This window comes from Agrobacterium larrymoorei (genome assembly GCF_037722385.1).
Taxonomy (GTDB): Bacteria; Pseudomonadota; Alphaproteobacteria; order Rhizobiales; family Rhizobiaceae; genus Agrobacterium; species Agrobacterium larrymoorei_C.
On record NZ_JBBKAQ010000003.1, the window covers coordinates 307,433 to 333,590 of the forward strand.

The following is a 26,158-nucleotide window of genomic DNA, read 5'->3' on the forward strand; positions in this document are numbered from 1 at the left end:
CACAAAGCACGTGGCTTTTTGACTCTACGCGCAATGCTGTAGCAAATTGTCGAAACGCCGAGACACAAAACCCGCCGGGCGACCGGCGGGTTTCTTTATCAGGTATCGAGGTTGTCAGCGTGACATCAGTGTCATTGCTGTCATCGAGTCGAGAAGCGTACGGGTGACACCGCCGAACAGCATTTCCCACCAGCGGGAGTGGCCATAGGCGCCCATCACCAACAGGTCGATGCTGTTATCCGCCAAACGCTTCTCGATCGCCGTGTGTGGTGCAACACCCTGTATTTTTTCCTGCGAAGTTACAGTCACGTTGACGCCGTGCCGCGCAAGCGTTGCGGCGATCTCCGATCCTGCCAGCGCAGCTGTCTTGGAATCATTATCTTCCATGTCGACAGAGAACACTTCAACGCTCTCGGCGGCCTGGAGGAAGGGCAGGGCGTCAAACGTCGCGCGTGTCGCCTCGCGTGATCCATTCCAGGCAATCAGCACCCGGCGGATCGGTTTGGGCGCTGTCAGAATATGCGGGATGAGAAGGACCGGTCGTCCGCTCTCATAGAGGAAATTGTCGATGTCGGCGCGGCTATCCGACAGGGCCGACGAACTGTGTTGGCGAGCCACGATCAGATCGGCGCAACGCGCGCTCTGAATCGAGGATTTGGCAGAGTAGCCAACAGAAGATGCGAAGCTGCGCCATTCGCTGGAGATGCCATTTGCCGCCATGTTTTCGGCGAAAATTTTGCCGGACTCCTCGGTTTCCTTGTGGGCCACATCCTGAACGGCCTGCATGGTGGCGGGATCCGGCATTTCCATGGGGGCGACAAGCGGTACGGCAGCCAGAGCCTCCATATGGAGCCCGACAACATGAGACGAGAATTGTTGCGCCAACTGAGCCACGAACGCGTCCAGCTGACGCGTGTTTTCAGCGGTGTCGACAACAGCGAGGATCGTTCTATAGCCCATGGCCATTCTCCTTGTAACGCGTCAGTGACGAGCTCAAGATAAGCCTGTCACTCGTTTGTCGCCTTGATCCCTATCAAGACAAAGCTACATAGATTAAACGTATTGCGCCCAAAGGAGTTCACGCAAACGTGGACGAGGCTTTCGCTTTCGCAATGTTTTCGATCATCGCCGCCACGTCTCTTGCTGCTGCGTCCAACAGGTCCGCATCGCGTGCTCGCACGACGATCTCAGTGGAGAAACGCTGCCCATCATATTTCGGATAGGAGCCAATGCTGGTTTGAGGATGCGCCTTCTGGATCTCGCTCAGGGGCGTTCCGATGTCACCCTCTCCATAGGGTGATGTTACCGACTGTGACATCATTTTGGCGCCCGTCTTCAGCGTAGGCGCGACATTATCGAGCATCGCCTGGAATACCTGCGGCACACCGGCCATGACATAAACGTTTTCAATGATAAAGCCCGGCGCAACCGACACAGGGTTGGCAATGTGTTGGGCGCCGCGCGGCATGCGGGCCATGCGCTTGCGGGCTTCTGTAAACTCCATTTCGCGAGCGCGGTACATGTCGCCAAGAATGCGCAGTGCGTCGGCATCGTGCTCGCAGGGCAGGTTGAATGCCACCGACACAGCGTCAGCAGTGATGTCGTCATGCGTCGGCCCAATGCCGCCGGAGGTGAAGACATAATCATAACGCGCGCGAAGAGCGTTCAAGGCTTCGACAATCGCCGGCTCATCATCAGCAACGATCCGCACTTCCTTGAGATCGATGCCAGACATGGTCAGCACATCGGCAAGGTGCCCAATATTCTTGTCCTTGGTGCGACCGGACAGAAGCTCATCGCCGATGGCGAGCATGGCAGCAGTAACCGGGGAGGAGGGAGAGGCAGAAGACATGGGAGGATACTCACGCGACAGGATGAGCCGGAGGTTAAACCCGTTAGCGGCGAATGCAATATGCCGTCTCGCAAAATAGGCGCGTATACCCCCGCGCGTCTATCGTTCGTAAATCGAGAACAGTCCGTCCTGTTCGTACCTCTCGCTCTTGCCCAATTCCTCTGTTAGCGTCTCGTTACATCGCAGGCGTAGTATGCCCCTGCAGTTTCGATTCTGAACAACAAACAGTGAGGAAAGACCAACGATGGCAAAAGTTCTGGTGCTCTATTACTCGTCCTACGGTCACGTGGAAACAATGGCTTATGCTGTTGCAGAAGGTGCTAAATCTGCGGGTGCCGACGTCGTCGTGAAGCGCGTTCCCGAACTCGTTCCGGAAGAAGTCGCGAAGTCCTCCCACTTCAAGCTGGATCAGCAGGCACCGATCGCAACCGTTGACGAGCTCGCAGACTACGACGCGATCATCGTCGGCGCCGGCACACGCTTTGGCACTGTTGCGTCGCAGATGCGCAATTTCTGGGATCAGACGGGTAGCCTGTGGTTCAGCGGCAAGCTGGTCGGCAAGGTCGGTTCGGCCTTTACCTCCACTGCCACTCAACACGGCGGCCAGGAATCGACCATCCTCAGCTTCATCCCAACCTTCCTGCACCACGGCATGGTGGTTGCGGGTCTGCCTTACGCGTTTCAGGGTCAGATGGGTGTGGAGGAAGTCAAGGGCGGCTCACCTTACGGCGCGTCCACCATCACCGACGGTGACGGCTCGCGCCAGCCTTCGGCAATCGAGCTGGAAGGCGCCAAGTTCCAGGGCGCACATGTTGCGAAACTGGCTGCCAAGCTCTCGGCTTGAACCCGGTAGATAAAAATGAAAATGCGGCCCATGAGGCCGCATTTTCATATCCGCCATTGCAGGCGGTTCACTAATCAAAAAATCAAAAGCTTTAGACCAGCGGGTTGACCATCATCAGGCATGTCACAACCACAAAGCCCAGAAGCGATATTTCAAGCAAACTGTTCAGGCCGTCACGCATTTTATACCCTCCAGATTTCCGTGCCAGGAAAACGTGGAAAACATAACGTAGTTCCGCGACGATGGTACGAATCTTAATGGACAGTAAAGAGATTCTCTTAATGCCGATTTGTTTTAATTAGCCGGTAATAACGAAGGCGATGATGAGATGGCCGACGACGCCGACGACAAGGCAGGTCATCAAAAGCAGGAGCAGGGGCTTCTTCATCGTGTCTTGGACTTTCTGCAGGCGAATGGCGATCGGCGAGGTTCGACCGTCGCGCTTTTAATTCTAATTAGGTGGTACGTTCTCTAGGGCGCTACCGACGGCGCGACCTGCCTTGGCCGAACCGCTCGTTATCTTCTACACGCAAAAAACGCACGCGTTAACCAGCATCATTGGTGTTGCGACACTATGCCTTTATATCGATGCCTGCTTCGACTGCGGCGGCGATGAAGGCCCTTCGGGCGTCTTCTGGTTTTTTCTTGCCCGCACCCACGGCGGCGCAGACAAGCAGAGCTTGATCGAGCGCATCACCGTCTTCAACGGGCCAGTCCTCGATCATCGCCCAGGATGCAGCCTGTGTTGTTTCGATGCTGATATAATTATCCGGCTCTTCCAGCGCGACAAGAACAGGCTTGCCCCATTTCGTATGCATCTTCGCGCTCACGCTCCATTCGATCGAAAGATGCGTCTAACCCGAGAGCATGTTTCATTCAACAGTTTGGATTAGTCGTCGCGGCCAAATGTCAGCCAATCACGAATGATCCGACGGTCGATGATCTTGATCGAACGATCCGGCTGAATCTGATAGGTCTCAATCACGCGGTCGCCGTTCCAGCGCCTGAAGTTATGCGTGAAGGTACTACCCACCGGCGATTTCGTCAGCTTGGTGCGCGGCTGTCCGTTGTAGGTGATGCTCCCCGGGATAGGCTCCAGGTTAGCATTCGAAATCCCCGTCGTGCAGCCTGCAAGCGCCAGAGCAAGAACGGAAATGGCGAAAAGAGACTTCGCTGTCATGATAGGCTCCATAGGATCAGACGGAATGTCGTCACGAGGTCACCGCCGTAAACTAGAAGTCCGGATGGAGGTTCCTCGATTGCTCGATCTCTGACTGAGACTGATGGCCCTTAACATGCACGACTATGTTCGTCTGCCTCACGACAGCATCGCGACGACCAAGGAAATCATCATGTGGAGAATTTTTTGGAGGCCTCGCCCGGAATTGAACCGGGGTACAAGGATTTGCAGTCCTCTGCGTCACCACTCCGCCACGAGGCCTCACCCGCTCGTCTGTTTGAGCGATGGCGGGGATTTAGAACGAATCCATTTTCCACGCAATAGGAGAGTTTGAAAAACTCCCGATAAGTTTTTCCAGGCCACTTAAAGGTGACAAAAAGGCCCCGCCGGGGCAGTAACCGCGGCGAGGCCTTTTTCAATCTCTTTGATCAAATCCGTCCAAGCAGAAGCAGGACAATGACAATGACCAGAACGAGGCCTAAGCCGCCAGACGGTCCCCATCCGTAATTGTGGTAGCCCCAACTCGGAAGCGCGCCGACCAGGAAGAGAATGAGAAGGATGACTAGGATTGTACCGAGCATTTTTACCTCCAGCCGTTGATGATGCTTCAGTAACGCAATAATGATTAGGCGGATAAAAAAGTTCCAAGGCGCGGTATCGGAGGGTGCAATTGCAAGAAGACGACATGCCGTCGCACAAGCCCGTTTCTTTTTAGTCCGCCTGATGCATGCTTGTGCTTGAAAGCGCAGCCGGAGCCCATTAAGACGATTAGCAAAAAGCGGACACATCTGTGTTCGCAGGCTTTTACTCGAGGCAAGCACGACATGATGGATTTTGAAACCGCACGCGCGAAAATGGTCGACGGCCAGGTGCGCACCACCGACGTGACATCCCATTCGGTGCTCAAGGCGTTTCTCTCCGTTCCTCGTGAAGCTTTCGTTCCAGAAAGCGTCAAGCAGGTCGCCTATATGGACGAGGACCTGCAGATCTGTCCCGCCAAGGATGGACTCGGTCCGCGTTACCTGCTGAAGGCTTCGCCGATCGCCAAGATGCTGCAGCTTGTCGCCATCACCAAGGATGATCTCGTTCTGGAAGTCGGCGGAGCGACCGGCTACCTTTCCGCGATCCTGTCGGAACTTGCGGGTTCTGTCGTTTCGCTGGAGAGCGATGCGGAGTTATCGGCCAAGGCGAGCGAAACGCTTGCCGCACTCGGTTACGATAACGTCGTGACGGTGGCTGGCGCGCTTGAGCAGGGACATGCAGCCCAGGCACCTTATGATGTGATCTTCGTCAATGGTTCTGTCGAGGAAGTGCCGCAGGTGCTCCTCGACCAACTCGCCGATGGTGGTCGCCTGATCGCTGTCGTCGGTTATGGCAACGCAGCCAAGGCGACTGTTTATCGTCGCGATGGCAAAGGTATTTCTGCCGCGACATTCTTTAATGCGTCGCTCAAGCCACTTCCAGGCTTTGCCAAGGCGCGTGAGTTTGTTTTCTAAATCGTCTGCAAAAGCAGATGGTTAACAGACGGCCCGGTTCACGCCGGGCCGTTTTTATTTGCAAATAAAGCTGTGCATCGCGCAAATCAGCCGCCTGCATGGATTCTCTTCCGAGTCTCGGTGGCCTACACTCGAGGTGATTCGGAGCATGCGTATTTTGCTCCGGCCCGTCTTAAATGTGAAAATCGGGGATTAAAATGGCTCAGCCGAGTGTAGCGCGTGAACCATCCATGGAAGAGATTCTGGCATCGATCCGCAGGATCATCGAGAGCAACGAACCGGCGCCATCGAATGGCTTTCCAGGTCAGCCGGCTCCTGAGTTCGATCTTGGCGATGTCGAGTTGGATGTCGATTTTGCCGAGGATGTCTCCGCGGAAATCCCGAGCCCGCCTGCCCATGTCCCACCGGCTGCCAATCAGGGCTATGGGGCTCGCCAGTTCAACGATTTTGCGCCTGTTGCCGAAAGAGAAGAGCCTGCCGTAGAGCGTGCCGCCGAAAAGTCGCTGTCGCTGGCCGATGTGGCAGCACGCGTTCGCGCAGCTGCCGATCGCAATGCTGCGCTTGGTCCGCAAGCGAGTGTGGCACTAGGGCAGGGTGCAACACCGGCACCAGCCGTCGCACCAGCATTGCCGCAAGCCTCGTTTGAAAACGAGCGCCCCCAGATGGCTCCGCCTGCGCGACCAACGGATGTGCGCCCACTGATGGCTGCTGCAACACATCAGCCTGTCCGGGAAATGCCGACTTTCAATCCCCCACCGCCGGCTGCGGGGCCTTCTCCCGTGCACGAGCCAGCACCGCAGTCCATTCCTGTCTGGGAAACAATGGAACTGCGCGGTACCGTGGAAGAAGAAAAGCCGATTTCTCGCGCGGTCGAGGTTCGTCAGGAGCCTGTTGCAGAACCGCTCGCTCAGAAAAGCGAGCCCAAGCTCGATCTGCCGCTGAACTTGGTATCTGCTGAGGCGGGTGCCCAGATCGCCCGGTCTTTTGGTGCTCTTGCCGACGTGTTCGATGGCGTGCGTAATCCGACAATCGAAACCGTTGCTCAGGATATGCTGCGCCCTATGCTGCAGGAATGGCTGGAAGATAACCTGCCAACGATCGTCGAACGTATGGTTCGTGAAGAAATCGAGCGCGTTGCGCGTGGTCCTCGTCGTTGATGCACCTTGGAGGAAGGCTGCACCTTTCTCCTGCCGCGTCGAACGAGGTCACCTTGAGGTCATGATGACCTTTCGTTGATAAAGAAAGCCGCTGTGGAGATGACCTCCTCAGCGGCTTTCGCTTTTTTACAACTCCCTTGAGCTCCTTGCTAAAGTGCCTTGCGTCCCATTAGACGCACAAAGGACGCTTCAGCTTTTGGGATCTACGCATCGTGCTTCTCCGAGAATCAATTCCGATTTTCGGGCCGATGCTGCAGAGCGGACTTCGCAGCTCCAAGCTCACTTCTGCGCCCGCGTCGCTCCCAAACATCGCCCCCATTTCCAGCGCGTGAGGCGTGTTGGACAGAGCCACCCTCAGACATCCGGGCCGCACCTTTATGCTCAACGAAACGGTCAGTTGCATCCCAACCATGCGACAGTCGGTCAAGAACTTCAGCCGTGCCGGATCGAATCAGCGGGTAATAAAACAGCTCAATCCTCAGGAAGCCGTGCGCTTTGCAACCGCCAGACTATTCTGCATGCCAGGCAGACATGGCGCTCTCAAGGAGACGTGGGTCTTATTCGAAAGACCCGCAAGCAGAGTTCCAGACGCGTTCGTTATCGTTCCCCCGTCAAAGCAATGGAGTATCCAACCCGCCCCTGCAAGCGAACGCATCGCTGTAGCGATGTTGGTCGTCGTCAACTCAGAGTGACTGGAAGGCGGTTTGAGCGGGTGCGTCGATCGAACGCATCAGTCGCTATAGAGAACGTATTAAGCACAAGACGACCTCATGCGGACGAGCGACTGCCGCGTTGCCAAAATTCCAGAGGATTGATGTAGCGCCATCAACTCAGGCGGCACAGCCAATCGTGAAGACGCATCAACTGCCATCTGCAACGCTGATGCTCCTCAAATGAAAACGCCCCCGTTGTTGGCGGGGGCGTCTTCAAACAGTATCCGCGAGAGGCTCGGTTAGCTAAAGCGTCCTGCCGCATGGGCCAGCATGGTGTAAACCTTGCCGGTGTCCGACGTCAGATAGGATTGCGTTACGGTGCGGTCGCGGTCTGTGCGAGAAACATCGGCAAGCAGCTTTTCGAAGTCGGAGATGTATCGGTCGACCGCCGTGCGGAACTCAGACTCACGCTCATATTTGCGCTTGATCTCGTCGAAGGTCTGCTGACCTTTCAGCGTGTAGAGACGACGCGTGAAGACGTCGCGCTCACCGCGCTGGTAGCGGCCCCACAATTCGACCGACGCATCGTGATCGATAGCCCGGGCAATATCGACTGATAGCGAATTCAGCGACTCGACCACGTGGCGCGGGTTGCGACTATCTGTGGCACGCGTCTGCTGCTCGGCCGCAGGACGCACTGGAGCTGGGGCAGGTGCCACCGGCGCTGCACCGTCTTGACCGTCACGCGATGCTCCGCGCAACAGATCGCTGATCCAACCACCGCCTTCCTCGCGGCGCTGAAGTGGCGCCGAAAGACCAGGCTGCGACGGAGCCGGCCGCTGCTCCACCGGAGCCGCGTTGCGGATAACGGGTGCAGCCGGCTGCTGCTGAACCGGAGCCTGGGTGGCTACCGGTGCAGAGAGAGGTTGCTGCTGTGGGCGCGACTCTGCACGCAGTGGCTGCTGCTGCGGGGCGGCTGGCTTTGTCGCCGCAATCGCACGTGCTGCTGGTTCGGAAATCTCGAACTGCTGTGTCGAGCGACCAACCAGCTGAGAGATATCCTGCAGTGCCTTGATCTGCTCGGAAACGGCACGACGCATGGCGGCAGCACTTTCCTTTGCTTCTTCCGGCAGGTCGAATGCGCCGCGCTTCAGTTCTGCGCGCGTTGCGTCGAGTTCCTGACGGATGTCGTGGCTGGAGCGACGGATTTCTTCCGTTGCGCCCGAGAAGCGATTGACCGCTTCCTGTACCGCTTCACGCAATGTCTCGCGCATAACTGTGGCCGCGGCGTTCGACTTGTCGGTGGCGCTGTTGATCAGCTTGTCGACGTCGGACAGCGACGAAGCCACGCCATTGCGCAGACGACCAGCAAGCTCGTCGGAATATTTCTGCGCCTCCGACATCGTGCCTTCGATGGAGCGGGCGGCGTCCTGGCTGGCTGCAAGGAGCGCGCCGCGCATGTTCTGCGCCGCGTTGCGTGCCCGCTGTTCGGTCTCATCCAGCGAGCGACCAATATCGTCGAAGGACGAGTTGAGGTTTTCGCGCAGATTGTCTGCCACATTGGAAGAGCGCTGTTCGGCCTCGCCCAACGTCTGCTCCACGACGGACATGACGCCACGCATGGAGTTTTCGATCTCCTCGGACCGCTGCAACAGACCGACCGAGAGCGAACGAAGCGCTTCCTGGCGTTCTTCCAGTGTGCCGACGAGGTTGGCCTGAGCCGAGGTTAGAAGCTCGCCCGCCTGCGACAGAACAGAGGAGTGCTCATCGAAGCGCGCTACAATGCCAGCGACCTGTGACAGCGTGTTGCCGGACACCGTGGCCAGGCGATCGACCTTGCTTTCCAGCAAGCGGCTGGACGTGGTGATCAGGTCGGAGGCACGCGATGCGGATTCCGAGAAGCTTGTCGTAGCGCTGTTGAGAGCGACGTCAGCTTGCTTGAATTCCTGTGTCGCACGGGCAACAGCCACGTTAAGGCTGTCGGTCGCGCCGTTCACCACATCCGTCATGCTCGAATGGGTCTGCGACAGCATGTCGGTGCTTTGGCGCGTCGCCGCGACCAGCTTGTTGGCAGCGTCGCTGCTTGCACGTCCATATTCGTCGATGGCCTGTTCGACCATACCCACCATGCCGCTATTGGTATCCGACAGCAGACTCGCGCTTTGCTGAGCCGCAGTCACGATCTTCTCTGCTGCGTCCTGGCCAACGGCCGCATATTCGTTGACGATTGGCTTTGCTTTCTCCTCGATGAGGCGAGACAGTTCGGCCGAACGGCTTGCGAGCATAGAGTTGAGTTCGCGGGTGCGGCTGTCGAGCGTGTGGCGAATGGATTCGCCACGAGCATCAAGCGCGCTTTCGACATTCGTCAGGGTCTCCGAAATAGCGCCGACCTGCGTGCGAACGACCGCCTCCGCCTCGGCAACCTTGTTGACGATGGCATTGCCAGCGTCAGAGAAGGTCTGCGCGACCGCAGCAGCCTGCCCAGAAAGCCTGCTCTGCGCATCGGAAATGCGTCCGACAATTTCATCCGAGCGCTGTTCGACCGTGCGCGTGAATTCGTCGTTGCGTGCCTTGATCTGGTCAGCAAATTCTACGCCGGTCTTGCCGATGAATTCGGTCGAGCGCACCGCTTCATGATCGATGCTCTGAGCAGCGTCGGCCACCGCATCGCGAAGGCTGCGAGCGAGACCGGAGGCTTTGCCTTCGATCGTGCGGTTGACGTTTTCGAGACCGACATTCAGCGCGCGGTCCATGGTCCCGAGACGTTCGTCGATCCGAGCCGTGCCGGTAATGAAGACGCCCTCAATCTTCTGGGTGGCGTCGTCAAGCGTTGCATTGACGTTGCTCAGATCGGACTGAAGCTTGCCATGCAGGGTCTCGATATTGTTCTCAAGCCGCGCGCCGGTTTCGCCAAGACGGTTGGAAACCGTGTTGACGGAATTTTCGATACGCGAGCTCATCGATTCCGATGCAATGTCGATCGTGCGTTGCAGCACTTCTTGCTGCGTTTCAAACGACATTTCCAGCATGCTGGTGCTCGAAGCAACGGTGGTCGCCAGCGACATCGTCTGCTCGGATAGAAGATCGCCGAGTTGCTCCTTGGCAGAGCCCAACGTCTCCGACAGAGCGGAGTGATGCTGATCCAATGTGCTACGGATGGCTTCGTGCGACGTCTGCAGATTGTTTTCCAGACGCTGGACGCCGCTTTCCATCGTGTTGGCAAAGTTGCCGCCGCCGGACTCGACTGCGGTCTCGATCCGGGTCGCCGCGGAAGCAACCGTCTGTTCGATCAGCTCGCTGTTGCGCTCGACAGTTCGGCTGATGGTATAGGCCTGGGTGCCGAGCATGGTGTCGAGACGCAGATGCCCGACGGACATGGCTTCTTCCATTGCAGATGTCGTCGATGTCAGCCGCTCTTCGGCATCCGAGACAGTGCGGGCAAGGCTCGCAGCCCGACCATCGAGGGCGTAAGCGAGGCGCTCTTCGGCAGAAGAGATCGCCATGTCGATCGCCATGGTGCGGCTGTCGAGCGTGTCAGCGAGACGTTCTTCTACGCCCGATACCACAGAGGTGAGGGCGCCGGTTCGGCCATCCAGGGTTTCGGCCAGGCGCTCTTCGGCAGAGGAGAAAGCCATGTCGATCGCCATGGTGCGGCTGTCGAGCGTGTCTGCGAGACGTTCTTCCACGCCGGATACAACCGAGGAGAGGGCGCTCGTGCGGCCATCCAGGGTTTCGGCCAGGCGCTCTTCGGCAGAGGAGAAGGCCATGTCGATTGCCATGGTACGGCTGTCGAGCGTATCGGCAATGCGTTCTTCGACGCCCGAGACGACAGAGGTCAGCGCGCTTGTACGGCCATCAAGTGTTTCGGCAAGACGTTCTTCTGCGCTGGAGAAGGCGATGTTGATCGCCATGGTGCGGCTATCGAGCGTGTCGGCAATACGGCCTTCGACGCCGTTGACAGCATCCGTCAGCGCATGGGTACGGCTCTCCAACGTACCCGCGATGCGGCTCTCGATACCGGAAACGGCGGACGTCAGAGTGGCCGCGCGGCTGTCGAGGGTTTCTGCAATCCGCTCTTCAGCAGAAGAGAAGGCCATGTCGATTGCCATGGTGCGGCTGTCGAGCGTGTCGGCGATGCGCTCTTCTACACCGGCAACCACGCTGTTGAGGGCAGAGGTACGGCTATCAAGCGTTTCGGCCAAACGACCTTCCACGCCGCTGACGATATTGGTCAGATGCGACGTGCGCGTGTCGAGCGTATCGGCGATCCGTTCCTCAGCAGAAGAGAACGCCATGTCGATGGCCATGGTGCGGCTGTCGAGCGCATCGGTAATGCGTTCTTCTACGCCAGCGACGACATTACCCAACGCCGAGGTGCGGCTATCCAGCGTGTCGGCCAAACGGCCTTCGACATTGCTAACTATATTGGTCAGGTTCGAAGCGCGCGTATCGAGCGTTTCAGCGATCCGCTCTTCGGCAGTCAAGAACGCCATGTCGAGTGCCATCGTCCGGCTGTCGAGAGCATCGGCGATTCGCTCTTCAACGCCCGCAACAACGTTGCCTAGCGCGGAGGTGCGGCTGTCCAAAGTATCGGCCAAACGGCCTTCTACACCGCTGACGATATTGGTCAGGTTCGAAGTGCGTGTATCGAGCGTTTCAGCGATCCGTTCTTCGGCAGTCGAGAACGCCATATCGAGTGCCATGGTCCGGCTGTCGAGCGCATCGGCGATTCGCTCTTCAACGCCCGCAACAACGTTGCCTAGCGCGGAGGTGCGGCTGTCCAAAGTATTGGCCAGGCGGCCTTCGACATCGCTGACGAAATTGGTCAGATTCGAGGTGCGCGTATCGAGTGTTTCGGCTATGCGCTCTTCGGCGGTCGAGAATGCCATATCGAGTGCCATGGTCCGGCTGTCGAGCGCATCGGCTATGCGCTCTTCAACGACCGCAACGACGGTCCCAAGCGCAGCAGTACGACTGTCCAGCGTCTCGGCAAGGCGATCTTCAACACCACTGACGATACTGTTAAGGGCGGAGGTACGGTTTTCGAGCGTTTCGGCAATACGCTCTTCGGCAGTCGAGAATGCCATGTCGAGCGCCATGGTGCGGCTGTCGAGTGCATCGGTAATGCGCTCTTCAACACCGGCAACGACATTCCCGAGAGCAGACGTGCGGCTGTCCAGCGTCTCTGCGAGACGGCTGTCGACATCGTTGACGATGGTGGTCAGAGCAGAGGTGCGCGTATCCAGGGTTTCCGCAATGCGCTCTTCAGCGTTGGAGAATGCCATGTCCAGCGCCATGGTGCGGCTATCGAGCGTGTCGGCGATGCGTTCTTCCACGCCTGCAACGACGTGGTTCAGTGCTGCAGTTCGGCTATCCAACGTATCGGCAATGCGGTCTTCGACGCCGGAGACGGCACCCGTAATGGCAGCAGCGCGGCTATCCAGCGTTTCTGCAAGGCGACGCTCAACGTCGGCGACGACATTGTTGATAGCGGCGGCGCGCTCATCGAGCAGCGCGGCCAAGCGTTCTGCCGTGCCGGCAACCGATCCGGTGATGGCTTCCGAACGGCTGGCAAGCGCGTTGTCGAAGCGGTTCTGGCTTTCGGTCAATGCACCGAAAAGCTGCGCGCTGCGCTCCGCGAGAACCGCATCGATCTTCTCGTGCGTGCCGACAATCGCGGTAGAGATTTCGTTGGTGCGCGCGCTCAAGGCATCCGTCAGTTCGCGTGTGCGGGTTTCGAGCGAGCTTTCCAGCATCTCCTGACCGGTGCCAAGCGACGTCGCCAAAGCGAGAGACTGGTCGGTGAGAGTGTTGTTGAGGCGATCGATATTGGAATTGAGGATGCCGCTCAACGAATCCGTACCACCGGCAACTGTTTCGTTGATGCGTGCGAGGCTTTCCATCAGCTTGCTGTCGAGCGTACCGGCGCGCTGGTCGAATGCGCTGGCAAACTCTGCAACATGCGTGTCGAACGCCGTGTTGACGAGGCCGACGGTCGTCTGCAGCTTTTCTTCGAAAAGGCCGGAGCGCAGATCGAGATCCATGATCGCATCGTCTGCCGTGCTCTGCAGGCTTTGGCGGAAGGACGTGCCTTTTTCTTCGAGTGTAGCAGAAAGCTTGCCGAGCACCGTGTCCAGCGAGCCATCGATGACCTGCTGGCCGCGGCTGATATTCTGCGACAGCTCCTGCGTGCGTTTGGTCAGCGTCTCGTTGAGAAGGCGGGTGTGCTCGTCCATCGACTGGTTGAGCGTTTCCGTGCCGCTCGACAGCGCGGTGGCATGCGTGGCGAATTTCTCGATCAGGGCGTTTCCGCGCTCGTCAAACGTATTGGAGAGATCGTGAAGGCGAAGATCGAATTCGTTGTTGAGCGCAGCACCGGAGCTGTTCAGAGCATTCAGCAGGTTTTCGGTCTTCGCTGCAATCAGCGTGCCCATGGCTTCAGTCGAAACGCGCGACTTCTCCAGAAGTGCTGCCGATCGGGTGTCGATCATCGAAGCAAACGCCTCGCCACTGGTGGCAAGACGCATGGACAACTCTTCACCGACCAGTGACAGTTCTTCCTTGAGTTGCTCCTGAGCGCCGAAGATCGAGGAGCGAATGCGCTCCGCATGGCTGATGATGGCATCGCGCTCTGCGGTCAGCTCATGCACAAGACCGCGCACGCGCAGTTCGTTATCGGCGTAGCTCCGCTCGAGCGCATTGACTTCCGAATGGACGAGCGTCTCAAGCTCGGTCGCACGGGCAATCGTGCGCTCGATGCCGTCATTCATGGCGGAGACTTCACGACGAACGGCCTGGCCGACAGACATGATCCGTTCGGATGCAATTGTTTCCGGCTCTGCTAGACGAAGGGCAACTTCCGCCATGGAGCGCGCCGCATTGCGCAGATCCTTGGCGCGCGCCATCATGATGGCGAATGCGAAGAACAGCATGATCGGGACGACGATGCCGACCATGATGGCCATCAGGCCAGGAATGGCAAAGAGCTGTGCGATCGAGCCCACATTCCAGATCTGGCCGCCGTAAATGGCATGGGCAAGACCAATGCCGGCAATCGCCCAGAAGACCGATACGATCGACGCATTGCGGATGGCGCCAGTCATCGAGCCGGCCTCCAGCGAGCGCAAGATCATGGCCGGGCTGCGTTTGGTGCCGTCATTGGCAGCCTCAAGGCCACCGGATCGAGACTGCTGCTCGCTTGCCGCGCGCGCTGCTGCTGCTTGAGCCGAGGCCTGTGCCTGCTGGTCGTTCTTACGCGGTCTATTCTGTTCTGGCACTCTTGCCTCCGCGGGCTTTTGAGTGGACCTTCTACGAGGCTCCGGCTGATTTTCGTATGCGCCGAGCTGCAAGGCATCTTCAAGTGCCTGGTATGCAGTCTCGTCGATCGAGTCGCTAAACTTGTTGTTCGCCATGCGGTTACGCCTCGTTACATATACGCCCGGCTCATGCCGTTCATTCGCCCGCCGCCTGCAAACGAATATCCGCCATCATGCCTGCAAGACACCTAGAACCATCATGGTACGCGGTGGCCTGCTCCTTACTAACACCTGAAAGCGGTCGCCCAGCTTCAAGGTAAAAATGCATCAGCTTGCCGAATTCGCAAAACCCGGGAAGAGGGCATGCGGCACGGAATAACCGTAGTGACACATTTGCAGCTTTTAAACAATTAACACGGGCGGCGCGGGCGGTCCAAGTGCCTGCTTGTTAACAGTTTTTAAACCGCGAAAAGACCTGGAAACCCTGAGTTATGAGAAGTTTAACATAAATTAACCATAGCGAAAGATTTTCCCGTTATAGGCGCCGCATTTTCAGCTGAAAGCGACAATAGCTTGCTTTGATGTGAAACACATTCAAACAACTCTATCCAAAGACAAACGAAGGATCATGCAGATGGCTGCGCTCAGTATCGCATTTGAAGCGCCGGACAATCATGGCGGCAAAGCCGTAACTGGAAGAAAACCGATCGACTTCACTCACCTGGCCTGTCAGACGAAGGGCGATAAGGATCTTGAAATCGCGGTTCTCCAGCTGTTTTCTCGGCATGCGCGGTCCATCCTGCAAGAGCTTGCGGCTGCTGACAAAGCATCCATGCGCGTCATTGCCGGTCGTCTCAAAGGCTCGGCCGACGCAGTCGGCGCATTCAGCGTGTCGGCCGCGGCGGAAATCCTTGAGAACGGCCAGTACGATGGTGCTGCTCTCGCGAAGCTAGCTGCCTGCGTTGTGGAAGCCGAGAACTTCATTCTGAAGCTCTGCCGGTAAAGTGCAACTGCCCTAGATGGCGCCGGGCAAATCCCAAGGCACCATGGATCCTGTTGGACGCGCAATAGACGCATTCGCTTTTGAATTGACGCATCCTGCTTTTCCGAAAATCCAATGCAATTCTCAGGCGATGCTGTAACTCGGAACTACCACGATACAGGCCGGTTTGGTTCGCGACCACATTCACGGGTTGCCAATCGCAGCCGGCCTTTCTATGTGTTTAGAAGAATTCTCAAACACCTTGCCTGGATCTTTTGACATGACAAAACTGACTATCGTTGCTTTCGACGGCACGTCCCATGAACTCGACGTCAGCAACGGCTCCACTGTGATGGAGAACGCCGTTCGCAATTCCATTCCTGGCATTGATGCTGAATGTGGGGGTGCCTGCGCCTGTGCAACCTGTCATGTCTATGTCGACGATCAATGGGCTGAGCGGGTAGGGCCGCCAGAGCCGATGGAAGAGGACATGCTCGATTTCGCTTTCGACGTGCGCCCGACCTCGCGCCTGTCCTGTCAGATCAAGATGACCGATGACCTTAATGGCCTGGTCGTCCACGTGCCTGAGCGCCAGGGCTGATTTATCTTCTAGTAAGTCTTTGAAAAGATTGAGCGGCGGTGGTGATAACTATGCCACCTGCCGCTCCAGTTGGGCGCGTCACCTGCAGGCGGAGAGGAAGACACCTGCGGCTTCATACGCACCGGGAGAGCCCGTGTGATCGTGAATTTCAAGTCTTCGAATATGTCTTTATCTGGTGCATTCACCATTACGTGAGTCTGCCCTGTGCGACCATGGCAAGAAATCAACGGTCATTATCCGGCAAAACCTTTTGCGTTGCGACACGGCTGGGGCAAGCATCCTGTGCTTCATGCCTGGTTCAGCGAGAGTCGGCGCGTTGTTGAATGCGATTCTTAAGCAGCCGTGTCATTCTGGCGTCGAAGTTCTTGGACTCGATCTTATCAAAGCGCACCTGATCCTTGTCATGTGCATCCATCACCTCTTGGCTCACCTCTGCCACCATCTTCTGCATAGCCTCGCAACTGGGTTGCGGACGTAACGCACGGAGCTTTTGATCGAGATCACGCGCATAGCCTCGCGCAATTTCGGCATGCCGTTCCTCATGGCGCTTGATATCGGCGGCGAGTGTGTCCCAGATCAGCGCCAGATCAGCATTGGTGCGACGCCGGTTCGACCAGCGCGGCAGGAGGATCTTGGTGTGCAGGGTTACCTTGACCGTACCCACGCCGCACCGTCCATTTTTCTCCACATAGGTCAGTTCGCCCCCAAACTTGATTTCCGTGGCACCCGGATGGCGAAAGCCAGTCGACTTGGTCATCGGGCCGCGTAGCGACAGCTCGCGATCCAGATCTTCTGCCGTTTTTCCTCCAACGACGAAGTAGGAGTAGGTCTTGGTGCTGAGGGTTTCGGCGGCAGCCGGGCGTTCAAGGGCGGACAGCAACAGGGCACCCGCGATAAGTGCGAGGCAGAAAGGGTAAAGCTTTTTCATTTTCCGGCCTTCATGTTGAACTTGCCGGAGGTTTGCGGCATAGAGCGAGAGGTGGCCGAGGAAGCGCGCAAAGAACGCTTCAAACCTTTATACGACGTACCGCGCCCGAAAAAAATCGAAGCCGGTCTGACAGCGACCGATGCGGTAAACGGAGCGGGATCGGTATAAATGGCAAGGCACTCCACGAGTTCAGAAAGGCGTACGTTACTTGATAACAGCCAGCAGTAATCTGTGGCAAGCGGCCCATGGTCGCTTCCTGAAACTTGATGGACATGGCCTTATCATGGCGATCGTCAACGCTACGCCGGATTCTTTTTCCGATGGCGGGCGCTTTGCCACGGTGGATCAGGCGGTTCAACATGCGTTGGCTTGTGTCGAGAACGGCGCGCATATCGTTGACATTGGTGGGGAATCAACCCGCCCCGGCGCTGCCAGCGTGACGGATGCGGAGGAACAGGATCGAGTTCTTCCAGTGATCGAGCAGCTTTCGAAGCACACCGATGCGCTGATCTCGGTCGATACCTACCGGGCATCGACGGCGCGCCTCGCCATCGAAACGGGTGCGCATATCGTCAACGACGTGTTCGGCCTGCAGAAAGATGCTGGTATGGCGCAAGTCGTCGCAAACTCTGGTGCAGGGGTCTGCATCATGCACACCGGGCGGGAGCGCCGGAAGCTGGACGATGTCATCGCCGATCAGTTTTCCTTTCTGAACCAATCGCTTGCGATTGCCGATACCGCCGGCATCGCCCGCGACCGTATCGTCCTTGACCCTGGCTTCGGCTTCGCCAAGAATGTGGATGAAAATGTCGCACTGATGTCGCGTTTCGATGAGCTTGCAGCCTTCCGCCTGCCTATTCTGGCCGGCACGTCGCGCAAACGTTTCATTGGCGCGTTGACCGGACGAGAAGCAGCGGATGAGCGCGACGTGGGAACGGCAGCAACAACGACGATCCTGCGCCTTGCAGGCGCATTGATCTTCCGCGTTCATAACGTGTCCATGACAAGGGATGCCTTGGCTGTCGCCGATGCTGTCCTCGACCAGAAGAAGCGACAGGAGACACGCGCTTGAGCCGTTACACGATCCTTCTGAAGAACTGTTCGTTCTTCGCCCGCCATGGCCTGCTGGAGCAGGAGGAGGTTTTGGGCCAGCGCTTCTTCGTCGATGCCGAAATGGATGTCGAAGCCGGAGACGCACTTGAGACGGACGAGATTGGTAACACCGTGGACTACGGTGTTGCTTTTGCCGTCATTGAAAAGATCGTCGTCGGCCAGCGGCGCTATCTGATCGAGGCGCTTGCCAACGATATCGCCACCGCCCTTCGCCAGCGCTACCCGCAGATTGTGCGCGTCAAGATCACCGTGCGCAAGCCCTCGGCGCCTGTCCCAGGTATCCTGGATTACGCTCAGGTCTGCGTCGAGCAGCATGCCTGAGATGTGGACCTCCGCAACGCTTGGCCTCGGCGGCAATCTCGGTGACCCGAAGACTGCGATGGCGAAAGCACTGGCTGCTTTGAGCGCGCGCAGCGATTGCCGCCTTGTGTCGGTGTCCGAGCTCTACCGCACGCCCCCGTGGGGCAAGACCGACCAAGCCGACTTCTTCAACTGCTGCGCTTTGATCGAGACGTCGCTCACCGCCGAGGCTTTACTCGATCTCTGCCTCGATATCGAACGGGGGATGAAGCGTGTGCGCATCGAGCGCTGGGGGCCGCGTACCATCGATATCGATGTGCTGACCTTCGGCGACGCGCATGTCCTGACGGATCGTGTCGAAATCCCTCATCCAAGGATGACGGAACGCGCTTTCGTTTTGATGCCGCTTAGCGATATCACGCCGGATCTGGTTGTGAATGGCAGGCGGGTGATCGAATGGCTTGCGAACGCCAATAGTACCGGCATCGTGCGTGCAAACGAAAAGCGGGACTGGTGGACCAATCCCGCTTCGGAATGAGAATCCGGTTGAGCCGCGTTACGGCTTGATCGAGCCGACCGCCATCGAGTCGACATTGCGCGCCAATGTCAGGCCGATCACAGGGATCATCTGATCTGCAACTTTGACCGAGATCGTGATGTTCATCGACTTGTTGTCTTCCATCACACGCGCCACCATCGCGCCGTTGAGCTTTGCGCGGTTGATGCCGAGCACCACCTTGTCGCCGCTGACCTGACCGGATGTGACATCCAGTCCTTTGCCCTCGGAGCCGTCGAGGAACTTGCCCTCATAGCCACCACCTTTTTTAGCAATGATGGCGGACATGGGCTGCTTGAAGACGCCAACGCGGCAGGTGCCGCCAAGCTTGATGCCCGTCTCTTTATCGCCCAGCGGTTCGCCTGTGAGATCGCAGTTGAACTTTGTGCCCTTGTATTTGCCAGCGACGATCTCGCCCGGACCAGACCAGGTGCCTGCGACCGAGCCGAAGAAGACGTCGTCACGCGATGCGGCTTGAACGTCCGAAATTGCAAGTCCGCTACTGACGGACATAACGGCGGCAAGTCCGCCCAGAAGCGAAAAGAAGCGCGAAAACATGATACTTTCCCTGGCGAGTAGGCCGCTTTGTGTGGGAGCAATCTATGTCGCGAATGGTTAATGGTTGGTATATTTCGGGCAAATAAGGATAACGAATTGTAACCATTTGGCTCGGAAGAACCCTGAAATCAGGGCTTTTCAACCTTTGTGTTACCCTTCAGATCCGGCGTTAAATCGGACATGAAGTCGCTGATGCCCGGCCGTTTCAGCGCTCGGAAAGGCAAGGGCCGGCAGAGATCCATTGCGGCAATTCCTATGCGAGCCGTCATCAGACCGTTGATGACACCTTCACCGAGACGGGCCGACAGACGCGAGGCAAGGCCGTGTCCAAGAACCTGTTGGGCCAGCCCATCACCCACCGCAATCGAGCCTGTCACTGCAAGGTGAGCGATCACATCGCGCAGTAGCCGGATCATTCCGAGAGTGCCCGGACGGCCGCCGTAAAGTTCGGCCATGGCGCGAACAAGTCGGGTCACCTCAAACAGGACATAGGCCAGATCGACGATGGCCCGAGGGCTGACGGCAGTCACGACCGAGACTCGCTTGGACGAGTTGAGGATCAAGGCACGCGCTTGGCGGTCGAGCGGGGTGAGAAGCTCCCGTTCGGCGAGCTCCATCAGATGCGGCCCGTCGATCACATCGCTTTCGGTCTCTTTCAAGGCGGCACGACCTTTGGCTGTCTCCGCCCGGTGAGAGAGAACAGCTGTCAGCCGAGTTATCACGGAACGCGCAGCCGACGCCTTCTTTTGGCCGGCAGCATCTTGCGCATCCGCCTTCAGCGACTGAACGGCGTTCAACCGCATGATGCCGAAGACTTCCCGCCCAATGAGAACAAGGACTGCGACGACCGCAACGATAAGCGCGATTGTCGCCGTATAACCCAACCAGTCCGAGCGCGAGAACAGGTTGCGGATGAGTTGGTCGGCCCAAAGCCCGAAAGCAAGCGAGAGAAGAACGCCAATGGCACCGATAGCGAGTTTACCGAAGGAGAAGCGGTGGCGGCGCGGTTCCGCGACAGGAAGTGGCGCTGCATCGATCTCTTCGGGTGCCAAGAACGGGTCTTCTTCATCCGGTACCATCGAGACGTCGGTGTCGAAGCTGCGTGGCTGACGCCTTGGCAATGCCGTCGGCGTACCTCGTTGCGCTTCGGTCTCGAGAGTGAACGCCGCGGGTCTGCGGGACGAACCGTTCGTATTGTCTTTCATGCGAGCTTGTCTCCGAACAGAAACTGCATGGCGCGGTCCAGGCGAATATGCGGGACCGAGAGCTTGATGCCGCCGGCCGTCTCTTCTAGTTTCGGCGGACGGAAGCGGATGACGTTGACGTCGGGCAGGTCTGCCGAAGCGCCTTGTGCATCGATCTGGCGAAAGAGCGGCTCCGGGTCCTCCGGCAGGTCGCCGGGAAAGATTGCCGTACTGCGACTGCCGTCGAAGATCTCGCCGTTGATTTTCTCGCCAGCAATTGGCGTGCCGACGATGACCGGCAATGACGCTCCGTCCTGGCGCACGCTTGCCTCCTTCGTCGCACGCACCGAGGCAAGCGCCATGACTTCGATACCTGCACCGCTCATGCCGATGGTCGTCACTGCACGATCGACAAGACGCGCAGTAAGATTCTCCAGCCGGTCATGGCTCTCGTGGTGCAGATGGTCTGCTTTCGTTGCCGCCACCAGCACCTTGTCGATGCGCCGGCCAACCAGCGACGAGAGAAGGCTGTTCTTGCCAGGGCGGAAACAGGCGAGCACATCGCCAAGCGCACGCTCCAGATCCTGCACGGCTTCCGGCCCACGATTGACCGCCTGCAGCGCATCTATCAGCACGATCTGCCGGTCGAGGCGGGCGAAATGCTCACGGAAGAAGGGCTTCACCACGATCGACTTGTAGGCTTCAAAGCGTCGCTCCATCATGGCACGCAGCGATCCTTTGACGGCTTTCTCGTCACCGATCCCTGGAAGAGGTGAGAAGGTGAGGGCAGGCGAGCCCTCCAGATCGCCCGGCATCAAGAAGCGACCGGGCGGCAGCGTTGAGAGCGACCGCTCATCCGACTTGCAGGCCTTGAGGTAGGCCGCGAAGCTCTCCGCCAAGCGCTTGGCGGTCATCTCATCAGCTGGCGCATCAATATCAATGGATGACGCAATATCCAGCCACTCGCGTGCAAGTTCGGACCTGACGCCCGTCCGTGCCAGCAAAACCGTGTTGTCGCTGAAAGTCTTGTAATCCTGCGTCAGCAGCGGCAGATCCAGCAGCCATTCGCCTGGATAATCGACGATATCAATGGAAAGCCGACCCGGCGAAAACCAGCGCCCCCAGCCGCTCGCACTCTGGTAATCGAGCGTGATCCGAAGCTCCGAAATGGCGCGGGTCGATTCCGGCCAGATTCGATCTCGCACCAGCGCCTGGATATGATCTTCGTATTGAAAGCGCGGGATGGCATCATCCGGCTGCGGTTCGAGCCGCACATTCGAGACCCGACCAGACCGGATGGCTTCGAAGAGTGGCAGGCGTCCGCCATTGAGTAGATTATGAACGAGCGATGAGATGAAGACCGTCTTTCCCGCGCGTGACAGTCCCGTCACACCAAGCCGCAATGTCGGGTTGGTCAGCGCGCTTGCCCGGTCCGCAAGATTGTCGAGGGCGATCAGTGCGCTGTCGGTGAAGGATGTCAGGGATGGCGGCAATGACTTTTCCTAAAAATAATCGGTCTTCCGAAAATATATAGGATAGCGCCATGCTCAAAAAAGAAGCGCGGGGCAAAGTTTTCCAACCCTTGGAATTCTGCTTATGGCGTAAGAAAGTCCACGAGCCGCCAGCCACGGAATCTGGATTTGTCCGCGAGATCGCATTCGAGCACGGCGAGGCCTGCTGTCGGAAAACCATGCGGGAGCGACGTTTCCAGAAGCTCACGGCCAAGCAGAACCTCTGCAACAGCTTCTATTGTTGGGTTATGTCCGACAAGCATGAGAGACGAGACGTCGTCTCTTCGAAGCGCAAGATCAAGATAGATTTCAGCCCGGGCGTTATACATCTCATCAAAATAGGAGACGGCAATCTTCTCGTCGTATGCCTGGAGCACAATTCGCGCCGTTTCGCGGCATCGAGTGGCAGCCGAGCTGAGCATGAGCGCGGGGCGATAGTCCCTGTCTACAGCAGATTTGCCGATGAACGCCGCTTCCGATTTTCCCTCTTCGGTCAGCGTTCGGTCGAAGTCGCGTCCACCGGGTTCTGCCCATCCAGCCTGGGCGTGTCGCAAGAGATAAAGCCGGAAGGTTTGCTGTTGCGACGGCGCCATTCCGGAGCATCCTTAATGCAATTAAAAAGGGAGAACCACGCTTTACAGGAGGAGGGGGCTAACTCGCAAGAGTGAGCGCGGAAGAGCAAGTCTAGATAAAGTGATCGAAGAAATAATTCGTGTTTTCGCAATAATGTATAAAAAATAGTCGTTTAGATGATTTTTGTGACAGATTTAAAAATGCCTGAAAACGATTCTCCAGGCTTGAATGGCTACACGGCATTGGAGTATACCGCCGCCATATGAGATGTTCTTCGAGGAGAATCGCGTTGAGTGAGAAGATCGATCTTAGTAACTATGTGCTCTCGGAAAACGACGAGTTCATGAACACCAACCAGCGGGCTTATTTCAGGGCCAAGCTGATCGGTTGGAAAAACGACATATTGAGAGAAGCGCGCGAGACACTCGGTCATCTCGCAGAGGAAAGCGCCAATCATCCTGACCTGGCAGACCGTGCCTCTTCAGAAACAGACAGAGCCATCGAACTGAGAGCCCGCGATCGTCAGCGCAAGCTGATTTCCAAGATCGATGCTGCTCTTCAGCGGATCGAAGACGGCACTTACGGTTACTGTGAGGAAACTGGCGAACCGATTGGGATCAAGCGCCTTGATGCTCGTCCGATTGCGACCTTGTCGATAGAGGCGCAAGAGCGACATGAGCGGCGCGAAAAGGTTTATCGCGACGAGTAATCGCAAGACGGAATACAAATGAATGATAGGCCGCTTCAGAAATGATGCGGCCTTTTTTGTATTGCATCCATAAGGTCTATACAAAAATGCCCGCGACTTGCGCGGGCACTCCGATCGACCTTGAGACCGTATTACTCGACGACGACTTCGCCGTCGCGGTAACCACGACTGGTGCCGACGCTGCCGCCGAAGAGCGCAGCGACTGCACCGACCAGAAGCGCGCCGAAGGCGACGTAGGAGGCGGTGGAGACGGCGGTCGCAGTTGCCTGTGCAGCTTCTGTCGCGCGGACCTTGGCCTGCTCGACAGCCTGACGGTACTGGTTCTCATAGTCCGTAACCTGCTGACGTGCCTGGTCGACCGGGATGTTCTGAGCGCGGGCGAGGGCATCGGCAGCGCGGTTGCGTGCATCTTCAGCCTGGGCCTGGTCACCGGTCAGAACCGCGCGTACGGCGCTAACAGCGGCATCGCGAAGAGCCTGCGGATCGTTTCCGCCGCTCGCTTCACGGATACGCTGCTCGACGCCAGCCAGCGGATCGGTGGTGTTTGCAAGCGCTGGTGCAGCCGTCGTTGCGGCAGTTGCGATCGTTGAACCGGCACCGGAGAAGACGCTTGTGACACCGGTGAAAGCTCCGCCGATCAACGCGCCGACGGAGGTCGTCAGCATGTAGAAGACGATCAGCGTGGTGACAGCCCAGGTGGTCAAACCGTGAAGAGCGCCGGTCGAGCGGATGGAGCGACCGGAAAGGCGGCTCGCCACGTAGCCGCCCACGAAGGACGAGATGATGCCGCTGGCAATGATCCAAATCACCGAGCCCGTCGATAGCGACGTTGCCGACGGCGTGTCGTTATGGGCGGGATCGATCACGCCCGCACCGATGGCAACGCCCAGGAGGTTGAGGAGCAAATGAAGTGTCAGTGCGACCGCGACACCTGCAAAAACGCCACCCCAGGAAATACGTGTCACTGCTTCGGGCCATACCGCGCTGCGCGCGGCCACCGTCGATGTTGCATAGCGGGCCTGATCAACCATTTAGACTCTCCTAATAAATCGCGCGAAGGTTGCGCATGCGGTGCAACGGCCTTTCAATCCGTTTGTTCCATTGCGCACTAAGTATTTGCGGATACCGGGGTGTCTCTCTTCCAACTGCCAATCGCAGTGGTTGTAATGATCGGCTTTTTGTCTTCAAGATTTGTCCAGGGGCTTGCGCAGACGACCGGCTGTATCCTGGATATATTGCCATGCCACACGACCGGATCGACCGCCGCGTGTTGTTGCCCATTCCAGAGCTTCGCGATGGAGGACATCTTGAGTCAAGCCAAGGTCGAAATGCTCTGCGTAGCCATCGATCATCGCCAGATAATCATTCTGGCTGCACTTATGGAATCCGAGCCAGAGGCCGAAGCGATCCGACAGCGAAACTTTTTCCTCGACCGCTTCCGACGGGTTGATGGCGGTCGATTGCTCGTTCTCCATCATGTGCCGCGGCAGCAAATGGCGCCGGTTTGACGTTGCGTAGAACAGGACGTTGTCCGGTCGGCCTTCGATGCCGCCATCGAGCGCCGCCTTCAAGGACTTGTAGGCTGTGTCATCATGGTCGAAGGAGAGGTCGTCACAGAACAGGATGACCCTATGCGGCGCGGCCTTTAGAATGTCGAGCAGGGCAGGGAGCGTGTGAATATCTTCACGATGCACTTCGACCAGTTTCAGCGACGCGCCTCTGGCCGCACGCACATCTTCGTGAACCGCCTTGACCAGCGAAGATTTGCCCATGCCGCGTGCGCCCCACAGCAACACGTTGTTGGCGGCAAAGCCCTCGGCAAAGCGAAGCGTGTTTTCGTGCAATATATCTCGGACATGATCGACGCCGCGTATCAGCGTCAGTGCAATCCGGTTCGGACGGCGCACGGGCTGTAGCCATGCATTGGCGGGCGCCCATACGAAACAGTCGGCGCTATCCCAGTCGTTTGCCGCTGGTGGCGGGCCTGCCAATCGTTCCACAGCGTCGGCAAGACGGCGAAGTTCGAGAAGCAGGAGTGCGCTGGTTTCGTCTGACGTCATGATCGATGCTCCTTGTCGTCTTTCACGGCGTGATGAAGTCGGTCAAATGCCGGAACAACCGTGGATTTTGCGCGGCGTAGCATGGCGTTTCGCACCTCGAAAGAGTATGAGGCGTGGAAACGGTACGGGGTTCCAAGTCTTTCTGTTGCATTCTAAGGGATCGCAACTATATTCCGGCGGCTTGAAAGCTGGCCAGTGGCTTAGAACTGTGCCTGAAATCTGAGGAGTTTTTTATGTTCATTAGCCAAGCCTTTGCTCAGGATGCAGCAGGCGCACCGTCGGCTTTCGGATCCGGCCTGGAAATGCTTTTCCTTTTCGCCCCCCTGATGGTTGTCTGGTACTTCTTCCTGATCCGTCCGCAGCGCGCGCAGATGAAGAAGCGTCAGGAGACGCTGACCAATATCCGTCGCGGCGATCAGGTCGTGCTCGGCGGCGGCATTGTCGGCAAGGTGACCAAGGTTATCGACGATAACGAACTCGAAGTTGAAATTTCCGAAGGCGTCAAGGTCCGCGCATCGCGCACCTACATTGCCGAGGTTCGTGTCAAGGGTGAGCCGGTCAAGACCGAAGCTCCTGCAAACGCGAAGTAACAATAAGCAGGCTGCGCATCGATGCAGCCTGGGTTTTTTAACCCAACCCTGACCG

General features: G+C 57.8%; 23 protein-coding genes and 1 tRNA gene. 10 read left to right on the top strand and 14 right to left on the bottom strand.

All coding sequences use genetic code 11. The annotated features are described in order from the left end of the window. Positions 1-114: 114 nt before the first annotated feature. Together WKI41_RS06780 and WKI41_RS06785 are read right to left on the bottom strand one after the other, a co-directional pair. A complete protein-coding gene (locus WKI41_RS06780; RefSeq protein WP_340192725.1) occupies positions 115-960 on the bottom strand; it encodes a universal stress protein in 846 nt (281 codons plus the stop codon). A gap of 118 nt (positions 961-1,078) precedes the next feature. After that, entirely contained in the window at positions 1,079-1,852 is a 774-nt protein-coding gene (locus tag WKI41_RS06785) for a competence/damage-inducible protein A (protein WP_340192726.1), read from the bottom strand. 244 nt (positions 1,853-2,096) lie between these two features. Here WKI41_RS06785 and wrbA point away from each other — a divergent pair, with 244 nt between their 5' ends. After that, positions 2,097-2,696 carry an NAD(P)H:quinone oxidoreductase type IV gene (wrbA, locus tag WKI41_RS06790; RefSeq protein WP_340192727.1) on the top strand — a complete coding sequence of 200 codons (600 nt, stop codon included), beginning with the start codon at positions 2,097-2,099 and terminating at the stop codon, positions 2,694-2,696. 572 nt (positions 2,697-3,268) lie between these two features. Here the strand turns inward: wrbA and WKI41_RS06795 are convergent. The 4 genes from WKI41_RS06795 to WKI41_RS06810 all read right to left on the bottom strand — a co-directional run bounded on the left by WKI41_RS06795 (position 3,269) and on the right by WKI41_RS06810 (position 4,457). Further along, complete coding sequence (locus WKI41_RS06795; protein WP_340192728.1) at positions 3,269-3,514, bottom strand: DUF982 domain-containing protein; 246 nt, start codon at positions 3,512-3,514, stop codon at positions 3,269-3,271. A 71-nt stretch (positions 3,515-3,585) separates the two neighbouring features. Then, a complete protein-coding gene (locus WKI41_RS06800) occupies positions 3,586-3,876 on the bottom strand; it encodes a hypothetical protein (protein ID WP_340192729.1) in 291 nt (96 codons plus the stop codon). 187 nt (positions 3,877-4,063) lie between these two features. Further along, a tRNA-Cys gene (locus tag WKI41_RS06805) sits at positions 4,064-4,137 on the bottom strand. A 167-nt stretch (positions 4,138-4,304) separates the two neighbouring features. After that, positions 4,305-4,457 (bottom strand): DUF3309 family protein, encoded by a 153-nt coding sequence (locus WKI41_RS06810; protein WP_340192730.1) that lies wholly within the window; start codon positions 4,455-4,457, stop codon positions 4,305-4,307. 243 nt (positions 4,458-4,700) lie between these two features. Between WKI41_RS06810 and WKI41_RS06815 the strand changes: the two genes are divergently transcribed. Both WKI41_RS06815 and WKI41_RS06820 read left to right on the top strand, forming a co-directional pair. Beyond that, complete coding sequence (locus WKI41_RS06815) at positions 4,701-5,372, top strand: protein-L-isoaspartate O-methyltransferase family protein (protein WP_340192731.1); 672 nt, start codon at positions 4,701-4,703, stop codon at positions 5,370-5,372. Positions 5,373-5,569: 197 nt separating this feature from the next. Then, positions 5,570-6,529, top strand: coding sequence for a PopZ family protein (locus tag WKI41_RS06820; protein WP_340192732.1), 960 nt, complete (start codon positions 5,570-5,572; stop codon positions 6,527-6,529). Between the two features lie 952 nt (positions 6,530-7,481). Here the strand turns inward: WKI41_RS06820 and WKI41_RS06825 are convergent. Beyond that, positions 7,482-14,594 carry a hypothetical protein gene (locus tag WKI41_RS06825; RefSeq protein WP_425340996.1) on the bottom strand — a complete coding sequence of 2,371 codons (7,113 nt, stop codon included), beginning with the start codon at positions 14,592-14,594 and terminating at the stop codon, positions 7,482-7,484. A gap of 478 nt (positions 14,595-15,072) precedes the next feature. Here WKI41_RS06825 and WKI41_RS06830 point away from each other — a divergent pair, with 478 nt between their 5' ends. Both WKI41_RS06830 and WKI41_RS06835 read left to right on the top strand, forming a co-directional pair. Beyond that, on the top strand, positions 15,073-15,441 hold the full coding sequence (locus WKI41_RS06830; RefSeq protein ID WP_340192734.1) for an Hpt domain-containing protein: 369 nt from the start codon (positions 15,073-15,075) through the stop codon (positions 15,439-15,441). Positions 15,442-15,700: 259 nt separating this feature from the next. After that, entirely contained in the window at positions 15,701-16,021 is a 321-nt protein-coding gene (locus WKI41_RS06835; RefSeq protein WP_340192735.1) for a 2Fe-2S iron-sulfur cluster-binding protein, read from the top strand. A 298-nt stretch (positions 16,022-16,319) separates the two neighbouring features. Here WKI41_RS06835 and WKI41_RS06840 read toward each other — a convergent pair whose 3' ends face one another. Then, positions 16,320-16,949 (bottom strand): DUF922 domain-containing Zn-dependent protease, encoded by a 630-nt coding sequence (locus WKI41_RS06840; protein ID WP_340192736.1) that lies wholly within the window; start codon positions 16,947-16,949, stop codon positions 16,320-16,322. A 283-nt stretch (positions 16,950-17,232) separates the two neighbouring features. Between WKI41_RS06840 and folP the strand changes: the two genes are divergently transcribed. The 3 genes from folP to folK are packed head-to-tail and all read left to right on the top strand — an operon-like array spanning position 17,233 to position 18,900. Next, entirely contained in the window at positions 17,233-18,021 is a 789-nt protein-coding gene (gene folP, locus WKI41_RS06845; RefSeq protein WP_340192978.1) for a dihydropteroate synthase, read from the top strand. Continuing rightward, a complete protein-coding gene (folB, locus tag WKI41_RS06850) occupies positions 18,018-18,383 on the top strand; it encodes a dihydroneopterin aldolase (RefSeq protein ID WP_062425460.1) in 366 nt (121 codons plus the stop codon). The genes folP and folB overlap by 4 nt, the downstream gene beginning before the upstream one ends. Then, positions 18,376-18,900: a 2-amino-4-hydroxy-6-hydroxymethyldihydropteridine diphosphokinase gene (folK, locus tag WKI41_RS06855; protein WP_340192737.1), complete on the top strand. Its 525-nt coding sequence runs from the start codon at positions 18,376-18,378 to the stop codon at positions 18,898-18,900. Before folB ends, folK begins: the two co-directional genes overlap by 8 nt. Before the next feature lie 18 nt (positions 18,901-18,918). Here the strand turns inward: folK and WKI41_RS06860 are convergent, their stop codons facing one another. From WKI41_RS06860 to WKI41_RS06875, 4 genes are all read right to left on the bottom strand, one after another. Further along, on the bottom strand, positions 18,919-19,476 hold the full coding sequence (locus tag WKI41_RS06860; RefSeq protein ID WP_340192738.1) for a hypothetical protein: 558 nt from the start codon (positions 19,474-19,476) through the stop codon (positions 18,919-18,921). 128 nt (positions 19,477-19,604) lie between these two features. Beyond that, positions 19,605-20,681, bottom strand: a complete 1,077-nt coding sequence (locus WKI41_RS06865) for a TIGR01620 family protein (protein ID WP_340192739.1) — start codon at positions 20,679-20,681, stop codon at positions 19,605-19,607. After that, positions 20,678-22,153, bottom strand: coding sequence for a YcjX family protein (locus tag WKI41_RS06870; RefSeq protein ID WP_340192740.1), 1,476 nt, complete (start codon positions 22,151-22,153; stop codon positions 20,678-20,680). Before WKI41_RS06870 ends, WKI41_RS06865 begins: the two co-directional genes overlap by 4 nt. A gap of 101 nt (positions 22,154-22,254) precedes the next feature. Then, positions 22,255-22,764, bottom strand: a complete 510-nt coding sequence (locus WKI41_RS06875) for a SixA phosphatase family protein (RefSeq protein ID WP_340192741.1) — start codon at positions 22,762-22,764, stop codon at positions 22,255-22,257. A 269-nt stretch (positions 22,765-23,033) separates the two neighbouring features. Between WKI41_RS06875 and dksA the strand changes: the two genes are divergently transcribed. Continuing rightward, positions 23,034-23,453 (top strand): RNA polymerase-binding protein DksA, encoded by a 420-nt coding sequence (gene dksA, locus WKI41_RS06880; RefSeq protein ID WP_340192742.1) that lies wholly within the window; start codon positions 23,034-23,036, stop codon positions 23,451-23,453. 131 nt (positions 23,454-23,584) lie between these two features. Here dksA and WKI41_RS06885 read toward each other — a convergent pair whose 3' ends face one another. Together WKI41_RS06885 and WKI41_RS06890 are read right to left on the bottom strand one after the other, a co-directional pair. Beyond that, positions 23,585-24,484 (bottom strand): PhnA-like protein, encoded by a 900-nt coding sequence (locus WKI41_RS06885; RefSeq protein WP_340192743.1) that lies wholly within the window; start codon positions 24,482-24,484, stop codon positions 23,585-23,587. A gap of 153 nt (positions 24,485-24,637) precedes the next feature. Further along, the gene (locus WKI41_RS06890) at positions 24,638-25,513 is read right to left on the bottom strand and encodes an ATP-binding protein (protein WP_340192744.1); all 876 of its coding nucleotides are present in this window, start codon (positions 25,511-25,513) and stop codon (positions 24,638-24,640) included. A gap of 233 nt (positions 25,514-25,746) precedes the next feature. On the opposite strand from WKI41_RS06890, the gene yajC reads away from it, so the two are divergent. Next, positions 25,747-26,103: a preprotein translocase subunit YajC gene (yajC, locus tag WKI41_RS06895; protein ID WP_340192745.1), complete on the top strand. Its 357-nt coding sequence runs from the start codon at positions 25,747-25,749 to the stop codon at positions 26,101-26,103. The last annotated feature ends 55 nt before the right edge of the window (positions 26,104-26,158 follow it).

What these genes read in the sequence shown, in the direction of transcription:
- WKI41_RS06780 (WP_340192725.1), bottom strand. Translation starts at nt 960, where the DNA reads ATGGGCTATAGAACGATCCTCGCTGTTGTCGACACCGCTGAAAACACG.
- WKI41_RS06785 (WP_340192726.1), bottom strand. Translation starts at nt 1,852, where the DNA reads ATGTCTTCTGCCTCTCCCTCCTCCCCGGTTACTGCTGCCATGCTCGCC.
- wrbA (WP_340192727.1), top strand. Translation starts at nt 2,097, where the DNA reads ATGGCAAAAGTTCTGGTGCTCTATTACTCGTCCTACGGTCACGTGGAA.
- WKI41_RS06795 (WP_340192728.1), bottom strand. Translation starts at nt 3,514, where the DNA reads ATGCATACGAAATGGGGCAAGCCTGTTCTTGTCGCGCTGGAAGAGCCG.
- WKI41_RS06800 (WP_340192729.1), bottom strand. Translation starts at nt 3,876, where the DNA reads ATGACAGCGAAGTCTCTTTTCGCCATTTCCGTTCTTGCTCTGGCGCTT.
- WKI41_RS06810 (WP_340192730.1), bottom strand. Translation starts at nt 4,457, where the DNA reads ATGCTCGGTACAATCCTAGTCATCCTTCTCATTCTCTTCCTGGTCGGC.
- WKI41_RS06815 (WP_340192731.1), top strand. Translation starts at nt 4,701, where the DNA reads ATGATGGATTTTGAAACCGCACGCGCGAAAATGGTCGACGGCCAGGTG.
- WKI41_RS06820 (WP_340192732.1), top strand. Translation starts at nt 5,570, where the DNA reads ATGGCTCAGCCGAGTGTAGCGCGTGAACCATCCATGGAAGAGATTCTG.
- WKI41_RS06825 (WP_425340996.1), bottom strand. Translation starts at nt 14,594, where the DNA reads ATGGCGAACAACAAGTTTAGCGACTCGATCGACGAGACTGCATACCAG.
- WKI41_RS06830 (WP_340192734.1), top strand. Translation starts at nt 15,073, where the DNA reads ATGGCTGCGCTCAGTATCGCATTTGAAGCGCCGGACAATCATGGCGGC.
- WKI41_RS06835 (WP_340192735.1), top strand. Translation starts at nt 15,701, where the DNA reads ATGACAAAACTGACTATCGTTGCTTTCGACGGCACGTCCCATGAACTC.
- WKI41_RS06840 (WP_340192736.1), bottom strand. Translation starts at nt 16,949, where the DNA reads ATGAAAAAGCTTTACCCTTTCTGCCTCGCACTTATCGCGGGTGCCCTG.
- folP (WP_340192978.1), top strand. Translation starts at nt 17,233, where the DNA reads ATGGCGATCGTCAACGCTACGCCGGATTCTTTTTCCGATGGCGGGCGC.
- folK (WP_340192737.1), top strand. Translation starts at nt 18,376, where the DNA reads ATGCCTGAGATGTGGACCTCCGCAACGCTTGGCCTCGGCGGCAATCTC.
- WKI41_RS06860 (WP_340192738.1), bottom strand. Translation starts at nt 19,476, where the DNA reads ATGTTTTCGCGCTTCTTTTCGCTTCTGGGCGGACTTGCCGCCGTTATG.
- WKI41_RS06865 (WP_340192739.1), bottom strand. Translation starts at nt 20,681, where the DNA reads ATGAAAGACAATACGAACGGTTCGTCCCGCAGACCCGCGGCGTTCACT.
- WKI41_RS06875 (WP_340192741.1), bottom strand. Translation starts at nt 22,764, where the DNA reads ATGGCGCCGTCGCAACAGCAAACCTTCCGGCTTTATCTCTTGCGACAC.
- WKI41_RS06885 (WP_340192743.1), bottom strand. Translation starts at nt 24,484, where the DNA reads ATGGTTGATCAGGCCCGCTATGCAACATCGACGGTGGCCGCGCGCAGC.
- WKI41_RS06890 (WP_340192744.1), bottom strand. Translation starts at nt 25,513, where the DNA reads ATGACGTCAGACGAAACCAGCGCACTCCTGCTTCTCGAACTTCGCCGT.
- yajC (WP_340192745.1), top strand. Translation starts at nt 25,747, where the DNA reads ATGTTCATTAGCCAAGCCTTTGCTCAGGATGCAGCAGGCGCACCGTCG.